At 44.3% G+C, this 20,598-nt stretch carries 14 protein-coding genes; all 14 read right to left on the bottom strand.

What is annotated here, in order from left to right; all coding sequences use genetic code 11:
- Positions 1-2,901, bottom strand: a complete 2,901-nt coding sequence (locus tag AB4114_RS15455; RefSeq protein ID WP_441989235.1) for an FtsX-like permease family protein — start codon at positions 2,899-2,901, stop codon at positions 1-3.
- 12 nt (positions 2,902-2,913) lie between these two features.
- On the bottom strand, positions 2,914-3,957 hold the full coding sequence (locus AB4114_RS15450) for an efflux RND transporter periplasmic adaptor subunit (protein ID WP_441989234.1): 1,044 nt from the start codon (positions 3,955-3,957) through the stop codon (positions 2,914-2,916).
- Positions 3,938-4,639 carry an ABC transporter ATP-binding protein gene (locus AB4114_RS15445; RefSeq protein WP_441989233.1) on the bottom strand — a complete coding sequence of 234 codons (702 nt, stop codon included), beginning with the start codon at positions 4,637-4,639 and terminating at the stop codon, positions 3,938-3,940. Before AB4114_RS15445 ends, AB4114_RS15450 begins: the two co-directional genes overlap by 20 nt.
- Before the next feature lie 93 nt (positions 4,640-4,732).
- Positions 4,733-6,097, bottom strand: coding sequence for an S-layer homology domain-containing protein (locus tag AB4114_RS15440; RefSeq protein ID WP_441989232.1), 1,365 nt, complete (start codon positions 6,095-6,097; stop codon positions 4,733-4,735).
- 191 nt (positions 6,098-6,288) lie between these two features.
- Positions 6,289-7,632 (bottom strand): ABC transporter substrate-binding protein, encoded by a 1,344-nt coding sequence (locus AB4114_RS15435; RefSeq protein WP_441989231.1) that lies wholly within the window; start codon positions 7,630-7,632, stop codon positions 6,289-6,291.
- Between the two features lie 55 nt (positions 7,633-7,687).
- Positions 7,688-8,704, bottom strand: coding sequence for a hypothetical protein (locus AB4114_RS15430; RefSeq protein WP_441989230.1), 1,017 nt, complete (start codon positions 8,702-8,704; stop codon positions 7,688-7,690).
- A gap of 210 nt (positions 8,705-8,914) precedes the next feature.
- Entirely contained in the window at positions 8,915-9,643 is a 729-nt protein-coding gene (locus tag AB4114_RS15425; RefSeq protein ID WP_441989229.1) for a hypothetical protein, read from the bottom strand.
- A 25-nt stretch (positions 9,644-9,668) separates the two neighbouring features.
- A complete protein-coding gene (locus AB4114_RS15420; RefSeq protein WP_441989228.1) occupies positions 9,669-10,406 on the bottom strand; it encodes a hypothetical protein in 738 nt (245 codons plus the stop codon).
- Between the two features lie 42 nt (positions 10,407-10,448).
- Positions 10,449-11,147, bottom strand: coding sequence for a hypothetical protein (locus AB4114_RS15415; protein ID WP_441989227.1), 699 nt, complete (start codon positions 11,145-11,147; stop codon positions 10,449-10,451).
- Positions 11,148-11,176: 29 nt separating this feature from the next.
- Positions 11,177-12,133 (bottom strand): carbohydrate ABC transporter permease, encoded by a 957-nt coding sequence (locus AB4114_RS15410; RefSeq protein WP_441989226.1) that lies wholly within the window; start codon positions 12,131-12,133, stop codon positions 11,177-11,179.
- 34 nt (positions 12,134-12,167) lie between these two features.
- The gene (locus AB4114_RS15405; RefSeq protein WP_441989225.1) at positions 12,168-13,034 is read right to left on the bottom strand and encodes a carbohydrate ABC transporter permease; all 867 of its coding nucleotides are present in this window, start codon (positions 13,032-13,034) and stop codon (positions 12,168-12,170) included.
- Positions 13,031-15,310: a DUF5696 domain-containing protein gene (locus AB4114_RS15400; RefSeq protein ID WP_441989224.1), complete on the bottom strand. Its 2,280-nt coding sequence runs from the start codon at positions 15,308-15,310 to the stop codon at positions 13,031-13,033. Before AB4114_RS15400 ends, AB4114_RS15405 begins: the two co-directional genes overlap by 4 nt.
- Positions 15,307-17,427 (bottom strand): YIP1 family protein, encoded by a 2,121-nt coding sequence (locus tag AB4114_RS15395; RefSeq protein WP_441989223.1) that lies wholly within the window; start codon positions 17,425-17,427, stop codon positions 15,307-15,309. Before AB4114_RS15395 ends, AB4114_RS15400 begins: the two co-directional genes overlap by 4 nt.
- A 32-nt stretch (positions 17,428-17,459) precedes the next feature.
- Complete coding sequence (locus AB4114_RS15390) at positions 17,460-20,549, bottom strand: glycosyl hydrolase (protein WP_441989222.1); 3,090 nt, start codon at positions 20,547-20,549, stop codon at positions 17,460-17,462.
- Positions 20,550-20,598 lie beyond the last annotated feature (49 nt).

The raw sequence follows: 20,598 nt of genomic DNA, 5'->3' as shown, positions 1-20,598 counted from the left end.
CTAGTCCTCCCCCAGTTTAACCGCTTGATGAATCCGAATTCGGGATACGAAAGATCCGAGCACGCCTAACCCTATCGAGATCATCACCGTGATAATCCAGTACAGCCGGACTTGATCACGAGGGTCAAAGGTAACTTCGAATGGCGGAACCTGCGTTTTTGGATCGAACGATAATTCAAATAAAGGAACGAACAAATGACTCGCTACGTTACCAGTCAGAATGCCAATAACGATCGCAGCACCCGAAACCAAGATTTGCTCGCCAGCAAGCATCCATATTAACTGATATAAGGAAATGCCCATCGCTCTGAATATGCCAAACTGCAGCGTTCGTGCGAATAAGGATAGCACCCAATATAACAAGAATCCAAAAAAACAGATGAAAATCGAAATCAGAAACCCAAGCGTCATCACACCATTAATAGCCATTTGGAAAGGATCTTTGATCGACTTGATCTGCTCCTGGTTGGCATCTCTTAAAGATTCGATCTCATAGCCGTGATCAACGATGGCTTGATAAACCGTTTGGCTGCTTGCCCCTGGCTTCAGCTTCAGCCAAACCTCATAGGGCTCTAATGCCAGATTGTTCTGAATATACGGCAGTTGGCCGATTACAAGCTTTGGTTTATTAACTTTCGTGGTAGTGCCCGTCTTTGTCGTAGTTGTTAACGTATCATTAAACCCTGGATTTGGATTCCAAGAGGGCCAATAATCAATTACACCATACACAGTAAATTGGGCTCCTTCCACACCTTCCCAACCTAAGGTTAGGGTGTCGCCGGCTTTCAGACTATATTCTTCAGCCATCGATTTCGAAATTAGAACAGCAGAAGGGTTGCGAGCGATCAAGTTTAAATAGTCATTGAAATGATGATCAAGTAATCGATCTCGCAGCCAAGCGGTTTCACCAAATTGTTTGCTTTCGATTCCCATAAGCTGAATCTTCTCTGTTGTCTTTCCATGCAAATAAGTCGCATCTTTTTTATTAAACACCTTTGCGGCGTGTTCCACACCATTTAGCTGTGTAAATGGCAAGAATGAGGGCTCCGTATACTGTGTCTTAATTGGAGCCTCGGATCCCGCCGCAGAACTGGACTCCTCCTCTTCCGAATCTTCTAGCAACCCGGTTAAAATAGCCGGAGGGGCGTCATTCTCCCAACGAATTTGCATCGTAATATCGGCGCCTGCGGAATAAAGGATTTTATCCGCAGTATTCTTGTTGATTGTGCGTGTTGCACTGGCACTGAATAAACCTGTGGCAATGGTGATAATTAGAAAAACCATAATAAATTGATATTGGATGGTTGAACGGCTGACTTGTATAAATGTGCTGTATAGCGAAGGAGGCCACCATCGTCTGCCAAGCTGAAATACCAATCGCATAATCCAAGGATAGATTCGCAGAATGAGCAGACCCATCCCTAATATAAACAATGCGGGAATGAGAAATAGCAGCGGATCAACCTTCAAGTCACCGGATTTTAAGCCGAGTGACAGCAGCTCCTTTATTCGCGTTTTATAATTATTCAAGCCATAAAGAGCTACCCCAATCAACACGACATCAATGAAATACGTATGCCAAAAGGATTTTTTCTCCTGCCTGGCCGACTGCTGTTTTTGCCCAACAATCGTAACTCGCATGGCAAGGAATACTGGAATCAACGTCATCACAAGTGAGCTTGCGACAGCAATCAACCCATATAGGAAAGCATCCCGATTCACCTCAACTTCAAGCTTGGCCCTCTGTACGAATTCCAGAAATCCGCTGGAAGCCCCTAATAATTTAGTCAGAAGGGCGCCAAAATATGGGCCAATCAAGAACGCAATCGCACCAAGGACTAGTCCCTCCATAACATAACTGAGAATGATCTGCAATCGACTGGCACCGCGACTGCGTAATACAGCGATCTCCGTTTTCTGACGATCCGTGATCAAATTTGCAACCATATACAAGTAAAAGGCGAGCATGAGCATAACAGGCACATTCAATGACCAGAGCATGAGCCTTAGATTGGTTTCTTTCACATAATAGGCAGCAAGTGTTTGTAAGGCTGGCGCATTCATATTATGCGTTTCATAACGTTGATCCATATGGGTCGTAATTGTTCGATGGGCATCAATGAAAGTGTTCGTGGATGCCAACGACATTTGGCTGTAATCAAGCGCCAAGTACCAATAGCTAGACTGAAGATTAAGCTTGCTGCCTGCTGTGAACTCTTTTTCAAATAAATTAAAATCAATCAGAAAGCTGTTTTTATAGCTGCTTGAGATGTTATACCAGAATAAATCCTCGTAATCCTTACGATCAAATACACCTACAGGCTTAATGTAAACGGGTTGTTTCAGTTTCTCATCTTGGATTGTAAAAACGGTGTTAATCACCATGCCGAGCTCTGTCAAAGCTTCCTTTACAACAAGCGCCTCATACACCCCATTCACGGGTTCTTTCTCCGGTAGTCTTCCGTCTAGCAACCGAATGTGTTCCTCCATGCCATCAATGGCAGAGAGATCCGCCGACCGCTGTCTGTTAACATCGACTTTGTCTGGCTCGGCCGGAGTAAGACCATATCGCTGTGTTGATCTTTCACGAACAAGCTGCTGAACAGGGATACCGAAGCTCTTGCTTGCTTTGTTCAGAAATACATCGGTTTCAGAGATTTTTTCGTTCTTTTTCTGATCCTCAGGCGCCATCGTCGCTGACAGCCAGTAGATGCCGGGATACTGACTGCTAGTGGTTTGCAATTGCTGCAGCTCTTTAATCAATAATCTTTGCAAGATAGCATTCGTATATATCGGCATTGTACTAGCAAGAGCCACAGATAACACTAGTCCGAATAGCAGGCTAAGCTCCAGCCATTTATTATTGATCATTTTGCGCAGGATCATGATAAATAATGCCAATCTCTTAACCTCCTAATTATTTAGAATAATCTTCTGCCCTTCCGTTATACCTTTGCGTATTTCCACTTCTCTTGCTGCAACAATCCCTTTCTCCACATCTATTTCTTTCCTGCTTTCACCTTCCATGACCTGAACGTAGTCCCGCCCCATGTAGCTTCGAAGCCCTGATCTAGGTATAACCAGCACATTCTCTCTCTGTTCCGTCACAATGGTAATATCTGCTTGAGAACCGATCGACACTTCTGCTGGAAGTCCCGGAACATTAATAAAAAGAGACTTTGAATTTTTATCTTGAACCGTTTTATTATCGCTAATCGGAGCGGTCATTGGCGTTTGAACAACTTTCCCTACATACGACTTGTCTTTTATTTTGACGTTGACTTCCATGTTGATCTCTACGCCAACCAAATCATTCTGACTGGAGGCCGTATACACAAGTTTCATACTATTCGGGTCTGAGATCGTCACTAGCTGTTTGTAAGCCGAGACTTGGTCGCCCAGTTTCATCGGTTCAATGTAAGTTATGATGCCGTCAACTGTTGCAACAAGCGTCGATCTCTCCAATTGGCTCCGAAGCGACTTTAACTGGAGTTGGGCACTTTCATAATCGAGCATTTTCAAACGAACATCAGGATCATCACCGCCCTTATCAGCTATTACTTGTGCCATTGAAATTTTGATTTTCTCGATCGCTATTTCCTGCAGACGAATTTTCATTTCCAAGTCGCCCGTCTCTGTTGAGGCTACGACATCGCCGGTATGGACTTTGTCTCCCAATTTCACATTGAATGATGTCAATCTACCGCTGGATTCTTTATAAAATAAGTAATCCATTTTATCGGATGCAAACGTCGCAACTCCCGTAATTTGCTTAGCTATATTAGCTTTCTTCGCTTCAAAAAGGGTTAATGATTCTGTAACAGGTTGAACAAGCGGAGGTTTCAACTCTGGTTCTTCCATTGGAAGCAAAGAGCATCCTGTCAAGGTTCCTGCCAAGCAACATACACCCAACATCGGAAACAGTATTTTACTAATTTTATTTAACAATTTGACCATCCTCCAATGTGTATACATGATCGGCAACGCGCATGATTGAGGGATCATGAGTCGTCATTATAATGGTCATCCCCTCCTGTTGAACCAAATCCTTGAATACTTTCATCACCTGAAGACCCATCCTACTGTCCAATTCGGCTGTCGGCTCGTCTGCCAGAATCAATGATGGCTTATGTGCAATCGCTCTGGCTATCGCTACGCGCTGCTGCTCTCCACCAGACAACTCATAGGGCCGATGCTTCATTCTTGTTTTTAACCCTACAAAATCGAGCGCCCTTTCCGCATAGTCCTTATAATGTACGGATGGAATGCCCGCAATTCGTAATCCGAACTCCACATTCTCATAGGCCGTCATCAGGGGAATTAACGCAAAGGATTGGAATATTAATCCCATGTGTACACGTCTTAACTCATTGCGTTTCTTTTCTGAGAATCCACTGATTTCGTTATTTTGAAAATACACTTTGCCTTCCGTTGGCCTGTCAAGAGCACCTAGCATATTCATTAATGTTGTTTTACCTGAACCTGATCGCCCTTTGAGAGCAACTAATTGATGTGGCGCAATCGCCAGATCAGCTCCTTTAAGAGCGTGAACGGCCGTAGAGCCGCGTCCGAATACCCTGGTGATGCCCTCTGCTTTAATAAGAACTTCGGTATTCTGTCGATGTTGTTCAATGATCACGGAAAATTCACACTCCTATGGGTGCTGGTTAAGCCATAATTATTGGATTTAGAAAAAACTCCAGTCCGCAAACTGGAGTTTAACGATATGAGATTAGCCGTTTTGCAATGTCCATAAAACAAGTGCATCAAGAAGCTTCCATGCGTCATTAGTCATTTTTTCATAATTACCAGTCTGAAAGTAGAACGAAAGTCGTGCTTTAACTTCATACCCGCTATCGGAGTGGGTACCCTTATTATAGTAGTAAATGGCTGCTTCATTGCTTTTGCCAGGAATGGTGGCAACTTTAACTGCTTCTTTGCCTGGAAGACCGTAACCTATTGCATATTTAGGGTTTGATTCTGTATACACTTCTACATCGCCGGAGAATCCAGCTGCAGCTTTTAATTTAGTGTCTGCAATTGTGATTGATTTGAGGTTAAATTCATTCGTGTTTTCCTCTTGTGATGAAAGGCCGAGATAGTACATGCCATGGTTTTTGGCATAAACGGTTGGAATCGCAACATCTTTTAAAATTCCACCTTTCAAATACTTGGAATTCAATGTATTGCTGATATAGAGCAAATCATATCCTTCCGTTTTTTCAACTGTGAATTTTCTATCGACAATATTGGTAACCCTGAAACCAAGCGCCTTCAAACGATCTTGAACAAAAACATCCTCAGCAGGGATACTGGATGCATCCCTTCCTACATATAGCACTCTTTTACCTTGAGCGGAAATTTCACCAGTAGGTGCAGCTGGTGTGTCCGGCTTAGTTGCAGGTGTACCTGGCTCAACTGTCGTTCCATCTGCCTCAATCAAATTCTTTGCTTCATAGCTTGCGAGCGCTAACATTTGACGAGTAGCAGATTTCGAACCGCCAAACGTTCCGTCCTCTTGGTTGGTCATCAGATTCTTTTCGAGCGCAAGCGCGACATAACCTTTCGCCCAAGCGTCTACGGAACTATCAGAGACTGGTTTAACGGTTTTAGCATCTTCCTCCAAGCCTAGCCCCCTGATCAGAAACGCCGCGAGTTCTTGTCTGGACACTGCGCCAGACGGTTTGTACGTTTTGCCCTCTGCGTCATATCCGTTTGTTAGTCCTGCCTTCTTCAGCGCCTCAATATAAGGAAGCGCATAGGAATTTGCTGGATCATCCGAACGAACATCTGTAAAACTAGAGCTTGTAAGCGTTTGATCAATTGCCAATTTAAAAATGATGCCAGCGACTTTGGCGAACTGAGCACGATTCATTTGGGCATCCAAACCGAATGTATCGTCCGTTAATCCATTAAATACGCCACTTTGAATCAGTGAATTAAATTTGTCTTTTAGATCCTGTGGAAGATCCTTCAAATCTGTAAAATCATCTGCTGATTTTGCGGAAGCCGAATCCGTACCTTCTGCAAAAGCCAATGGAAGCAAAGAGAAAGATAACAGAAAAACGATTAATAACGAGGATATAAGTTTTTTCATAGAAATCTCCTTTAATTAGATTCTCAAAGAAACAAGCATATGTCAGTTAGTAAGTACCGGGATGAAACAATCGACAAATACATGTACACCTCCCTTACAATGGTATTAAAAGCACTATCCCTACCTTAATATGAATTTATGAATCCATTATAGGGGCTTTTACTCATGTTTATAGGTCTTTCAGAGGTTGATTATTTCTTAGCAGCGTTATCAACAGCAGATTTTTCAGCCTTTCTCGTTTCTATTGCTTTTGTCGATTGTTCTTCGATCATACGCAGTGCCGTAACCGAATCTTTAGACTCTTTAAAAATCAAAGGAGCAAAAATATTCTGCATGGGGACATCGATATAAGTTAGGCCAGTTGCGCGCGCTGCAGGTGGCATAGCTGTTTTACCGTGGAAAATAGCTTTCGTATTCTTCCCTTTCATTTGCGGCAAGTTTTGTCCGAATGCAGCCTGGACGGCTTGGGTCTCGAGCGGTACAATCACACCTTCTTTTGCCAAGTCGACTTGATGCTCTTCAGAAAGAATAGCAGCCATCACTTCAAACGCTTTATCCTTTTTGGTGGATTGTTTCGAGATATACATAGCGTAAAGGTTCGGTTGATACCTCGTATCCGGCACATCACTAAAAGAGGGTGCTGAAACAACGTCGAAGTTCAAGTTTTTGTTTTGCTCATGAAACGAAACAATATGGTCCACTGTCGCAACAGCCATAGCGATATTCCCTTTCGTTGCGAAAGTTTCGACGGTGTCGAATTGATTGGCCGGAATATCATAGAAACGTCTTAAGTTGTCTACGACCTTTTTCCATTCCGGTGTGTTCAAGCTCGCCTTGTCTTCAGCTAGACTTAGCGGCGAAAGTGAAAGCTGATTGTAGCTCATGTAATGACCTGGGTTTTGAGAAAATCCTTTATAGGTAATTTCACCCTCCACACGGGTCAGCCTTTTAGCCATTTCATAAGCTTCATCATACGTCATACCATCCTTTGGATAGTCGACGCCGAATTTGTCAAAAATGTCCTTGTTATAAAAGAGCACAAAATCATTATTGTTGAACGGTAGACCATAGAGTTTCCCATCGGGGGTCATATTTCTCATCTGGGCCATTTGGGCCGGATTCAATTGGTTAGTATCAAAGTTGTACTTCTTAATCAAATCACTGATGTCATACTGAAGATCATTATCAATAATGTATCTCTGTGCATTCATTCGGGTATTATCGAGGATTATGTCCGGTATGGTCCCCGCCGCAATCAAATCCTGATATTGTCTGCCTGGATTATCCCAATGCACATGCTTAATCGTCAAATCTGGAAACTTCTTTTTCAGAAATTGACCAATCTGTTTGTCGAAATTTTCTTCTTTTGCATAAAAGGATGGCCAGACGGTGTAAATGAACAATTCGTTTTCTTGATTTGAATTCACTGGTTTGTTCGTAGTAGCGACAGTGCCTGAATCTAGACTACTTTCACAGCCTGTCAAAAGGGTGATCAAGGATACGATTACTATGGTATGCTTTGCAAATTTATTCATGGTTTAAGCAACTCCTTCGAAGAATAATTGCCCAATCTGAATGTGCTAATAGGCATTAGCCGTTTTGCAAAGTCCATAGGACGAGATTATCCCAAAGCTTCCAGCCCTCTGCCGTGGAATTATCCTGCAGGCCATTACTCCAATAATAGAAAGATAACCGCGCTTTAACCGTGTATCCGTTGTCAGCCTTCGAACCTTTATCGTAATAATAGAGCGCAGCCTTCGACTTATCTCCTGGGATCGTTGCAATCACTTTCGCTTCCTTGCCAACGACACCATAGCTAACACCATAACCGGTATCGGCTTCTTTATACACATCAATGGTGCCTGATAACCCGCCAGCTATCTTATGCTTGCTGTCAACGATTTCGATCGATTTTATTTTTTTAACCGTGGCTCCTTCCTCAAGCGAGGATAAGCCTAGATAGAACATGCCGTGACTTTTCACATAGACGGTAGGAATTGCCACATCTTTCATGACACCATCTTTTAGGAACTTTGAGTTTACGGTTTGACTGAAATAGAGCAAATCATACCCTTTCGTTTCATCGGCAGTAAAATCTTTATCGCCTAGCCTCGTAACAACGAAGCCCATCCCCTTCAAACGATCAGCCATAACAACATCTTCCGTTGGAACAGGAATTTGCTCCCTTCCAACAAAGAGCACTTTTTTACCTTTTGGTGAAATGTCAGGTTGAGGCGTCGGTTCGGGTTGCGTCTCGGGCGTAGCAACAGCCGGTTCTGACGACACGATAACCTTAGGAGAATCCTTAGGTACAGTCGTTGCAGAAGCTTTGGATGAATCTGTAGGTGCAGAAGTCACAGTAGCAGTTGAAGATTCCATAGGTGCAGGCGTTGCAGCAACTGTAGAAGCACTTGGAGCAGGTGAAGGTGAAGCCGTGGAAGATTCCGTTGGCGCTACCGACATCGTGGGTGCTGGCGATACAACAGGTACTGCGGATTCGGTGACTTTAKGTGAGACACTCGTCTCTGGTTTTGTTTCCGATGAAGAGCAGGCGATCACGGTTATCGTCATCAAAGCGATAATAAGCAGTACGAGAAAACGCTTCATATTAACTAATTCCCCCTTAATTGTTAAATAATTTCCATTGGATACGTTTGGCACTCCGTTATATCTTTACTTTATTACGAATTAAATGCGCTTACATTAGGGGAGGAGTTCTATTTTATAGGTTGTTTGTTGCATCTTTCCGATTGTTACAAATAAAAATAGGCCCTCCAAAGCGGAGTGGCCTCTCAATTTATCTTAATACATGGAGGATCACTTGCTGCCGATCGCCCATTTTACGGCTGCATCGAAGAGCTTCCATCCCTCATCGGTTTGATTTATCTCTTCTCCGCTTACCAAATAAATGTATACTTGGCGTGCCGGTACAGGATCGTTATTCAAGTTTTTCATACCTTTCTCAAACGCGCAAATAACAGCTCTTTGGTCATCATCAGGAGCTGAAGCAACAATGACAGCCTCCTTGCTTGGCACAACAAAACCGATCTTCCCGTCCAGATTATAGATGTCCACATTGCCTTTTAACCCAGCTGCCATCGGATGTCCGGAGTTTTTGATCGTTATCGTCTTCCCGGTAAAATCGCCATTATCCGTATCCGTTTCTTTGCCCGACAAAGCCACATCACCTATATTTTGAGATTCCGCATAAATGACGGGAATCGGAGAAGCAATCAATTTGTTGCCAACTCGGCCGGAGTTTACCGTAGAGCTGACGAATACCAACGAATATTTCAATGCTTCGGCAGCGGTAAGTTCTTTATCTGTCATCACTGAGACCTCGAACCCAAGTGCTTTCAGATGCTTAATTGAAATGCCATCACCCCCGCTCTCCCTGCCTACAAAGAGTGCCTTCTTGACTTTTCCGGACAGCGCCGGAGCATTCCCCCCCTGACTCACATCAGGATTTACCTGGGTTGTTGCTGTGCATGCCGTAGTGAGAATCAGGGTAAAGGCAATAATGAGCAGGCTCAATAATCGCTTCATGAAAACTCCTCCCTAGCGGTAAAAGCTACTTATTACCTGCTGCCCATTTAATTGCAGCATCAAAGAGCTTCCAGCCATCGTCAGTTTGATTTATTTCTTCGCCATTGAACAAATAGAAAAACACTTCGCGTACGAGTACAGGGTCACCTTTTGCGTTTTTTACGCCCTTCTCATAAGCGAAAATAGTTGCTTTTTCCTCGTCATTCGGAACTGTAGCCACAACGATAGCTTCGGCACCTGGGGTAGCGTAGCCCATTTTCCCCTCGGCTTTATAGACATCCACCAGATTCTGCAGCCCAGCTGCAAGTTGATGCTTACCGTCTTTTATTTGAATTGTTTTTGCCACGTTCCCTGCATCCAATTTCCCGTATCCCTCGTTAACCGTCATGCCTGTATCCGAGGTTGATTGCGGCTCGGCATAAATAACGGGCACTGCAGCCTTTACAAAATTATCTCGAATTTTACCGGAATTGACGGATTCGCTTACATAAATTAGCGAATACCCATTTGCTTTCTCGGGACTTACTTCTTTGTCTGAAATTATTGTGACGTCAAACCCATGTACGTCCTTTAGCCGTTTAGTCACAATCGCATCCCCGCCGCTGTCTCTCCCGACAAAAAGTACTTTTTTCCCATTACTTTGTGTCTTACTCTGAGCTGAAGGTTGATTGGTCACGCCATCCAATTGGACCGGTGTCGCTGTACAAGCCATCAGCACCATAAACAGCAGTAAAACGGTTATCATGTTCAGTGTACGTTTCATGGATCAAATCCCCTTTACTCGAATAGTAGTAAAAAACTGAGATTACTTTTTCCCATTTTGCGCAGCCCATTGGATCGAGGCGTCGAAAAGCTTCCATCCGTCATCCGTCTGATTCATTTCTTGCCCGGACGGTAAATAGAAAAACACCTGACGAGCCGGAATGATCTCATTCTTTATGTTTTTCGTTCCCTTTTCATAACCGAAAATGACGGCTTTCTGATCGTCGCCTTGAGCCGTTGCTATAATGACCGCTTCTTTTCCTGGAATCGCGTACCCCATATTACCCGTGCTGTTATAAACCGTTACCTGATCCTTCAATCCGGCTGCAAGTGGATGTTTACTGTCTTTCATTTGTATGGCTTTCACATCATTCAGTTGTCCATAATCCAGAATTCCCGTCATACCGGCGATGCTAACCGACTGCGTTTTGGCATAGACAACAGGTACATCGGAATTTTTCAACTGGGAATCTAACTTCGAGGAGTTGACCGTATCGCTGATAAATACCACACCATAGCCTTTCGCTGCGTCAACTTTAAAGACGCTGTCTGATGTATCCATAACCTGATAGCCCAGCTTCTTCAAATGATTCATGATAATGGGATCGTTGGTGCCTTCGTTTTTTTTAACATAAAGCAATTTTTTGGCATTTGTTGGCGCAGATACCGTCTCAGTTGATGAACAAGCCATCAAAGAAACCACAACTCCAGTAGTGATGCAAAGTGCAAGAAACCGTTTCATTTCCATTCTCCTCCAATCCTTACATGACCCTACTCCACTAATCCAGTTCTTTCTACGCCTTCTACGAACCAGCGCTGCGTGAACGTATACAGAAGCATCGGCGGAATAATCATCATGAAAGTGGTAGCCATTCGAATCGCTTCATCATTAACGGAAGGCCCGTATTGTTCGGCTTGCTGCCGGAGTGCTGAGGCTATGCGTGAAATACCCATGGACAGCGGCGCGGTTTCAATATCTGACAAATACATGCTCGGTAAATAGAAATCATTCCAGGTCCAAACAAAGGAAAATAGAAATACAACCAGAATGGCAGGCTTGGCGAGCGGCATCATGACCTTATAAAAGATCTTAAACACATTCGCACCGTCAATTCGGGCTGCTTCCTCCAATTCCTTCGGTTGTGTCGAGAAAAATTGACGATAAATGATGACAAATAGCGCTCCCTTTAAGCCAAGACCGAAAAACGCGGGAACAATAATGGGATAAATCGTATTGAGTAGCCCCAATTCTCTCGCATATATGATGTTCGGCAGGATCGTTACTTGCATCGGAACTATAAAAGTCAGCAGTAATAGGAAAAACATCAATCTCTTAAAAGGGACTTTCAATCTTGCGAAGGCATATCCAGTCACAGCACAGGACAACGTTTGCAAGATGGCCACAGATAGAGAGAGAGTCAAGCTGATGCTGAAAGCTTTGGGATATTTCAACCATTCCCAGGCTTCCTGAAGATTTCCAAGATAAAGTGTTCGCGGAAACCAGTTAACAGAAGGATCTAGTAGGTCATCCGCGTCTTTGACCATCGTGGTGATCATGTGCAGGATCGGCTTTAAATAAATATAAGCCGTATCCAGCAAGATTAAATAGATAAAAAATTTAAACAGCAATCCTTTATCCGCTTCTCTGCCAATGATCGTGTAGCGGGCTTTATTTAACCAAAGCAGAAATGATTGTGACTGTTCTTTCTTAATTTTTAATCCGATCATAGCCTCACCCCTCCTAAGTTTTTTGGGTTGCATGTTAAACCRTCTCTCTTTGCGACTTTGTTACTCTGTTGAAAATGATGAATATAATTGCGAGGAAGAAGCTGATGATCAAGAAATAAATCCAGATCAATGCGCTGTACGACCCATATTCACTTTCTCTTACTTTTCCCAAAATCGGATTTGTCGGAAACGTAAACAAATCAACGACCGTATAGATCAGATTAAGAAAAATAAATGGTGTCATCGCTGGAAGCGTAATTTTCCAAAACGTCTCCCACGGACCGGCGCCGTCTATTCGAGCCGCTTCATAAGCCGAGTTTGAAATCGTTTGCCTGCCTCCAAGGAAAATCAGGATTTGTACCCCTGAATACCAGAGAATTAACACAAACGAGTCAAGAATCTTGATGAGCGGCCCAGACCATGTAGACGATAAATTAGCAGTAATGAGGCCGGAAACGTTGTACTTGGACATAAAGCCCAAGTCGCCCTCGCCTTGCGTGAGGAATTCAGCTACGACTTGACCTGTTGCCAAGATGACGGGAAGAAAGAATATCGCACGAAAAAAAGTTCGCCCTGCAAATTTTTGATTCAGAATAATGGCAATCATCAATGCGAATAGGACAATAATTGGAATCATAAACAAGGCTTGCCGGAGAAACGGCAATAAATCGTTGTATAATAATTGTCCATTCTCGAAAAGAATATACCGGTAATTCGTCCAAGCAATATACTCAGTTGTCGTTTTCGTTGCCGTAATCGTTACTTTTTGAAAGCTCATATACAAGGAAAAGCCAATTGGGAAAGCCATGAAAATGAGAAAGCCAATAAACCAAGGAGCAATAAAGATCGCGCCTTCCACATATTCGACAAGGGATGAATTTAATCTGAACTTTCGTTTCATCGTTTTACCCCTCCTCGAATCACAACGAAGTTTTGTGCAGGTACATCCAGATCGCCACTGCGGTAGGGCTCCAAATTATAGTTCACGATAATCCGGGTACCATTCTCATAAGTTGTTTCTTTTACATTTGTGGCGAGCGTTTTGTGATTAGCAATAAATTGATCTTGTACGTTACCAAGAGCCTCATTGTATCGCTTATACTGCTCCACAGCGAATGTCTCCCAGTAGGGAAAATAGGTGTTGTAGTACCGAATACCGAACGAATTCACATATTTTTTCGATTCTGCTTGTGTGAATACAAAAGATGGCTCTGCGCCATATTCAATATCCCGTAAAAAGTCGTGCACATCCTCTTGTCGGTTATTCACATATTCCGAAGAATAGCCTACTAGGCCATGCGTAGCAATCTGAACAAAGGGAACCGCCTCATCGGAAAATAAATCATAAGAATGATCATACACTAGCGATTGAATATACTTCATTTGGGGCAGGGCATACAAATTGGCAGACTTCCCTTCTACGCCGCCTAACGAATCTTTGATCGTTTTTAAAATTCGTTCCTGAACATCCCGAGCATGATCTCTGGTCGAACCGAACCCTGAATTATAATCACTGAACAGACTTTGTCCGAGTATATTGACTGCAATTCCGTCCGCACCCATGGTTTTATAGTGTGTCAAGTCTTTCTTGACCATTTCTTCTGCAAATTTATAACTAACCGCTGGTGTTTGTACTCTGTTATATAGCGCACTTACCGATTGATTGCGCCCGGCCAAATTGACGATGGCATGATATTTCTCATCGAAGCCTGCTGCCCCCGTATTGTTCAACGCATATTCGGCCTCCAGATAAACAGGTATTCCGTAGCTGTGGGCATTGTCGATAAATGCTTTCATGCCTTTATCGCCGCCAATACGGGAATCAACGGGAAACGTGTTCCCAAAGGCGCTGTAGCCACCTTTTTGCCAACCCTTAAATGTTAGGGACATATTGGCTATGCCTTTTTCATGCAAGGTATTAACCATATGTGTGGCATCATCTGTCGTGGTCAAATTGAGATATCGCGAGGTGACTAAGCCGTCTTCTTGATCCCCCCCGATAAAGTCTACATGCATAGGAATATTAGGATTAGTGACTGTGACGGGCTTCGCTCCCTTTTCTTTTATCAGATAATTCCGGTATGTTTGAGCCATACCCACATAATCTGACTTTTGGCTGTCCAGCAGATAGTAACGCACAATACGATCACTGCCGAACACTTCATCTCTGTTGTAATCGATATACCCCCATGAATCGGGGACATTCGTATTTCTCGTAGTAAACTGCAGGAAGCTTGATCGGAAATTCATTTGAGTCGTCACCCAGTTATAGTTGCTGAGAACCCCGGCAGGGGCCGCAACGATGTTGGCATATTCATCTCCGTCATGAACGATCGCTACAAAACCTTTGGAACCCGTCTTCATCCCGAATACCGGCATCACAATTTTGTTGCGGTTATTACTAAGTCCTGCGAAGGTGTTGTCTTGACCGTATACAGACTCATCATATATTTTATTGACATTCAGTTGATTATCTTTAAACCGTACCAATGCTCCAGCGCCGTCTGGTATGAATAGATAACTGTCCTGCCCAGCAGCCGTATATTCGGCACCGAAGAAGGGAAACAATCTGGCCCAGACGAGGCCCATGCTCGTTTCCTTAACGCCTTCGCGTATAATCTTCGTCTCTACATAATCGTTTTCGATTCTCACCTCGATCGGGATCGTGAATCCAGTCGCAGGCAGTTCATACACCAATGAGAACCCGCCGGGAATCATCTTCACCTCTTTGACTCGTCCTCCATCCGCTGCCAAGTTTGTTTCCTTCGCTTGCAGGATATTTTTCGAGAAATCGACGTATTGGACCATCAACGGCGAAGCCAGATGCTTTTTCCAGGTCTCGGAAATCTTCTCCTTATCCCAAGAATCCGGGTTTGGAAAAGATCGGTAAACATTTGCGTTCCGTTTATCTTCTACAACAAAATGACCGGTTTTTTCATCCATTTTTAAACGCAGAAGATCGGTTTCGGCAACTTGTTTAAAGTCGCTCTCCTTTGGCAACTGAGAAGCGGCGCTCTTCACCGCAGAAACACTACTTCCCGTCTCTGCCGGCACAATAGCGCGATTTTCCGTTGCTTTGAAGGTTACTTTGATATTCGTCACTGCCAAATAAATGGCGACCAAGAGCAGGATGGTGATGACTGCTGCGGTTTTACCACGTTTGATTATCCTTATCATCTCAAGATCGCCTCCTGATACATTTCTAAGATTAACGATACCAAATCATTGGTCAGTCCTGCTGTAAGAAAGAGGAGAACGCCAATGACCAGCATGGTGCACAGCGTAAACAGGATGTTTAATAGTGTTTCTCCTACACTGTAATTATGAATCCATTGGATTTTCCAAAAGATCAATAAACCGATCCATACAATCATCCCTTGTTCGACATAATGATAAATGGTGGACTCCGACATCGTCAGGACGTTCGAAATAAAGGCAAGAGGTACGCCAATAATGATGTAAGGAATGAGCGCATATGCGCTGGCGATAAAGATATCTCTAAACCTTCCCTCTCCTCGATATATGGAGCTAACGAGATAGTTCGAAATGACCCACGCAATCCATACTGTGAAAAATTGTGTAAATATCGAGTAAATATCCACATGAGTCGAAGCGTTAAATGAAAAACTGGTAACAAGTCGCTTGATCACTAGAGATGCATATACGCAAGCTAAGATGATAATCGCACTCAAATAGCTTCCTTTACCTTCATACCTTATCGCGATAAAACCATCAATCGGATGTTTCATCATGTAAAATACATGCTTGAAATTCATAAGAAAGCTAGTTTGTATCCGCTGCCTATTGCGCCATTTATCACGAAGCCTTCTTGTATAAGTCACTTTACTAAGCAGTACGTATAATAGTCCGCTGATAAAAAGTAAGCTGGCAATCCAAGAGAAGTTTTGTTGCAGCCAACTCATTCTAATTTGCCAAAAGGCGTCCGAGTACCCTTCCTGATTCCCTGCCTCCTTATATAGTCTTAACGCATCAGGATACTGTTCCTTTGTAAATGCCGCTTGGGCTAATCCCATGATGGCGGGTGTAAATTGCGCATTCATTCGAAGGACTTCCTGCCAAGATTTTTCACTATCTTGATATAACCCAGCAAGCGTCTGTTGATTCGCTTGATCTACCTTTTGACCAAATTCCGATAAGCGAAACACTTGAACGATATTCTCCTGATCGTCCAATATGTATAATTCATTCCTACTGTTCACATCAAGCGCAACAGGACTTTTCAAGAGGCCGACTTGAGATGACCCGACTGCCGAAGCGCCGCCCCAAAAGTACAACAGGTGGCCTGACGCATCATAATGACTAATATATTTGAATTGCTGATCCACAACGATCATATTGCCGCTTTGGTCAACGGCCACATCAATCAGCTGCGGACCTGAAGTTACAGGGCCTACGGGCACAGCTCCGGGAACCACTTCGCCGAAATTTCTATTGCCACTGCGAAGTAAATTGTTTCCTTTAATATTTAATTTCTTTAATTGGTCGCTCTTGGCCATACCGCCGGTGACCGTATAGATATAGCCATTTTTATCGGTAGCAACACTGTTGATCGTCTCTGGTCTCTTAGCGACTTCATTGGCATACATTTTTTTGGTGTATAACATGCGCTTCAGAGCGTCTAGCGGAGAAAGAGCCGTTTTGTTTGCTCCGAAAAAGCCCTGAAACTTGCCCTTCGGATCAAGCAGGACGATTCCCTCGTAACCGCCATGCACCGCGATATACAGGAATCCCCTTTCATCTACCATCACCTTGGCAGGATCGTAGACAAATGTCGCCGGGATGTATTTGGATTCCGGGCGTTTGAATTCCGTTTGCAGCTTACCGGTCTTATCCAGCTTAACGACTCTTTTGTTTCCCGTGTCTGCAATATAGATATCGCCTTCCTTGGTAACAAATATCCCTTCTGGCTTATTGAGAGGACTTTCATTAAGGGTCAAATAACGAATCAGTTTCCCTGTTTCCGTCAGATGAACGATCCGGTTGTTCCCTGTATCTACAATATAGACTTCGTTCTTCGCATCGATAAAGATGTCCTTCGGATTACTAAGTGGTGAAGGGACTTTAACGGATGGCTGCTTAGGATCTGTTGTATACAAATCCTCTCCGATTACATCGAGCGGAAAGTAGGCTGGTTGAAGCCATATTTGATTATTGTAACTGTCCTTCGTATAAGTCTTATATTTCACTTCGGCATGTGTAGTTGTTGGCAACAGCGCCGTGCACAAGATGATCAAGGAAAGGAATAGCCTCCACCTGTGGCATCTTATTTTCATGCTCAAACCTCCATTTCTGTCTCTTCCTTCCATTAGATACGGTACAGCTTTATCTGTCCAAACAAACCGTATGAACGCAGCTTATATTCTGGTGTATAACCGTCGCCTTCTTTGCGGAAAGAGGCCCAATTGGTCGTCGATGTATCACCGGATATTTGGTGAAATGGGCCGAGCATGTTACGTGGGCTCCCCATTACTTCGATTTCAATTTGGTTGTCTCCCTCGTTGAGATACGCCGTCAAGTCAACTCGGTTGGCAGCCCGCCAAGGCACGTGCCCCGCCGTTTGCCCGTTTGCTCGAACTTCAATCGTTACCGCGGAGTACTCACCAAGCTCCAACACTGTCCGTGCCATTGAATGGTTATCCATAGTGACATCGAAATGGTAGATGATACTGCCGCAATAATGCGCATATCCTTGCTTGCACCAATCTCCGAAAATCAACGTTTCAGGCTCTCTCACAACATACCTGTCAGCATCAACACCGAAATCACCGATTAAGTACATATCCTCCACTTCCATACGGTTATGGTACTTACAGGATATTAGCAGTTCATTCTCACCTTGCTTCAGTCCAGGAAGAAGCACCTTATCAAACGTTCGGTCGAGAAACCAGCCTACAGTAAGATTGGAAACCGTTTCACCATTGAGCGCAATATCGTAATAAGCTGCAGATTCTATAACGAGATACACATCATGAATCGGCACGTCCGACACTTGAAAGGTAAATCGGAATGCTGCCGATGTCCCGTTCTGTGGATGAGGATCGTCAATCCATTTATACCTTTGCTCAAGGCCGTTATAATAAATTTGTCTCATATCCAAAGCTTCGCGAATTGCCCTTTGAGCTTGCCATACACCGGTTTCTTCCGACCAATCACCATCCCTTAATCGATAGGAGCAGGTGTCCAGCGTCAATACGTTAGGCATCGTGCGTGTAAAACGGCAAATTGGTCCAAGCTCAAGAGCCGTCGAGGAAGTCTCATGAGCCCTGCACGAAGATTCTTCCGCTATTAAACTAACTGCTGCTTTAGTCGTATTCATGATGAACAGCTTGGAATCTGCCGGACCAAACTCAGCTTCGAAATGAACGTACCCTTCACGGACGACGATCTCTATCTCCTTCACCTCACCTGTCAGCGCATCCCATTCTTCCACACATCCTTCGCCTTCCATGCGAATGGTTATTCGATGTGTGCCCACACGGTCGTTATTCACGACAAACAAGGCTCGGCAATCGCCTATGTCCCTTAACATATATAACATTTCAGGCGCTTCTTTCGATTGCCTGTTCGTCAAGCTGACTCGCCGTGGCAGAATGCCCTCCAGGGTCGAAACTGTATCTTCAACGTCACCTACGACGGTCATATTCACATGGTCGTATAGCTCAGGTAGCAGCTCTGATTGTCTGCCTTCGATCATCGTCGGAGGCGACCCGACGGCAATCACTTTTCCCCCTGCCTCCAGGAACGCTGACAGAAGCCGAAAAGTGCTGCTTAACATCGTCTGTATAACGGGAATGACGACGATACGATAGGTCACTAGATTCACAGCTAGTTTATCCCCGTGTATTTCCCCTGTTTCCGCCAAAATCGTCTCATCGCCGAGATCGAAATCATAGTGTGCACTGAGTAATTTGCCTAGAAAAGCATTGAATTCATGACCATATGTATTCGTTGCGGAGACATCCCTATCTTTCCCGCGGGCAGGGAAGCCGTACGGACCTGTCCCAACCATACTCCAAGCGGTGGAAGAAGGATGCAGGACAAGCACATCGCGAATTGGCCTGCCTTCCGTCAAAACTGAAGCCAATCTGGCAAAATAATTGTCCACCACATGATTGTATTTCCACCAGCTCGTATTGTAGTTGAATACAGGAGGATAATCCCTCTTCCTGCACCCCTTGATCGAATAAAGTGCCAAATGCTGCGACCTCATATTGACACCGAGCACGTATTGAAAATCTCCCACCCATTTTTGTCCCTCGAAGGTGAACGCCCAACCGGTGCATCCATACGTTTCGGAGAGAACGAACTTTCTACCGTATTGATTCGCTACACTTGTGCATTGCTTAACCGTGATGTATTCGTTCGTCTGCTCGTTTAACATATCGATTCCCGGAACATGCTGATACCTGTAGTTAGGCATAATGGCTCCACAGACGCGGGTGGCAGTACCCAAATTATTTTCCCAGAGGAAATGGCCAGTGAAGTCGATCCCGTTATTCTCGCACCATTCACCCAGTTGCTTAGAGTACGATTCGCTGAATCGTTCGGTGAGCGTCCACCAGTAATCATGACGCGCTTGCGAGGAATACGCGCCATTGAAGTACATGTAGGGGATGACATCCAAGAGATCATAACCCCGTCTTTCTCGAAAAAAGTCAGGAAATGTTAGGGTCCACGGGAGCCAACCGCGGCCAGGAGTAAACTTACAGTGGCTGTCATGCACGCTAGGTTCATCCGTAAATACGCCGCGAATCGTTTTGCCAAAATGATCCCCTACTTCTTTCTTGTAGGCTTCATAAGTGATGTCAATAAAGGCCTGAACTGTCTCTGGATTCAAGTTGTCAGGCGGCGCTTCGTTGTTGAACCAAGCACTGCGCTCAGAAATTTCTACGCGAAATACTAAGAGGACTTCATCCTCATTCAACGCGATATATTCGCCATCATGCAGTCTTTCGCAGCGAACCAAGTTTCTTTCGTCGATGACAGCCTTAAACAGCGCCATACTGTCTGTCAAATCGTGCGGACCAATCTGCATGCATATCTCCAATGTCAAACCTTTGGCACGGAAAGCGTCCCCGCCTCTGTCCTGCACAAGTCCGCCAGCAAATCCGGATGGCCAGCGGTCCTCGTCGTACAACCACACCTGCATGCCGAGATCCTCAGCTGTTTCCACGGTCTTCCGGGCGAGTGCCATCCACTCGCGACCCATGTAATCGGTTTCTAATCCATCGCGGGAATGGATAAAAAAGCCGCCCATTCCCTGTTCCTTCATCTGATTTACTTGACGGACCAGCTCATCTTCTTGCAATTCATCATTCCAAGCCCAGAATGGCACCGACCTGCATTCGACCGATGGATGATCGAATTTATGGCGTAATTGTTCGCTTACTTCCATCGGCATCCGCCTCCTTTTCTGAAGCCACCTCTGACCATGGTCATCTTCT

Source organism: Paenibacillus sp. 2RAB27 (assembly GCF_052115445.1).
In the GTDB taxonomy this organism is placed as follows: Bacteria; Bacillota; Bacilli; order Paenibacillales; family NBRC-103111; genus Paenibacillus_E.
Note: the sequence above shows the minus strand (reverse complement) of the source record. Positions and strands in the feature narration are given on the sequence as shown.

Coding starts and splice junctions, on each gene's coding strand:
- AB4114_RS15450 (WP_441989234.1), bottom strand. CDS start 3,957: ATGGTCAAATTGTTAAATAAAATTAGTAAAATACTGTTTCCGATGTTG.
- AB4114_RS15440 (WP_441989232.1), bottom strand. CDS start 6,097: ATGAAAAAACTTATATCCTCGTTATTAATCGTTTTTCTGTTATCTTTC.
- AB4114_RS15435 (WP_441989231.1), bottom strand. CDS start 7,632: ATGAATAAATTTGCAAAGCATACCATAGTAATCGTATCCTTGATCACC.
- AB4114_RS15425 (WP_441989229.1), bottom strand. CDS start 9,643: ATGAAGCGATTATTGAGCCTGCTCATTATTGCCTTTACCCTGATTCTC.
- AB4114_RS15420 (WP_441989228.1), bottom strand. CDS start 10,406: ATGAAACGTACACTGAACATGATAACCGTTTTACTGCTGTTTATGGTG.
- AB4114_RS15415 (WP_441989227.1), bottom strand. CDS start 11,147: ATGAAACGGTTTCTTGCACTTTGCATCACTACTGGAGTTGTGGTTTCT.
- AB4114_RS15410 (WP_441989226.1), bottom strand. CDS start 12,133: ATGATCGGATTAAAAATTAAGAAAGAACAGTCACAATCATTTCTGCTT.
- AB4114_RS15400 (WP_441989224.1), bottom strand. CDS start 15,310: ATGATAAGGATAATCAAACGTGGTAAAACCGCAGCAGTCATCACCATC.
- AB4114_RS15395 (WP_441989223.1), bottom strand. CDS start 17,427: ATGAAAATAAGATGCCACAGGTGGAGGCTATTCCTTTCCTTGATCATC.
- AB4114_RS15390 (WP_441989222.1), bottom strand. CDS start 20,549: ATGGAAGTAAGCGAACAATTACGCCATAAATTCGATCATCCATCGGTC.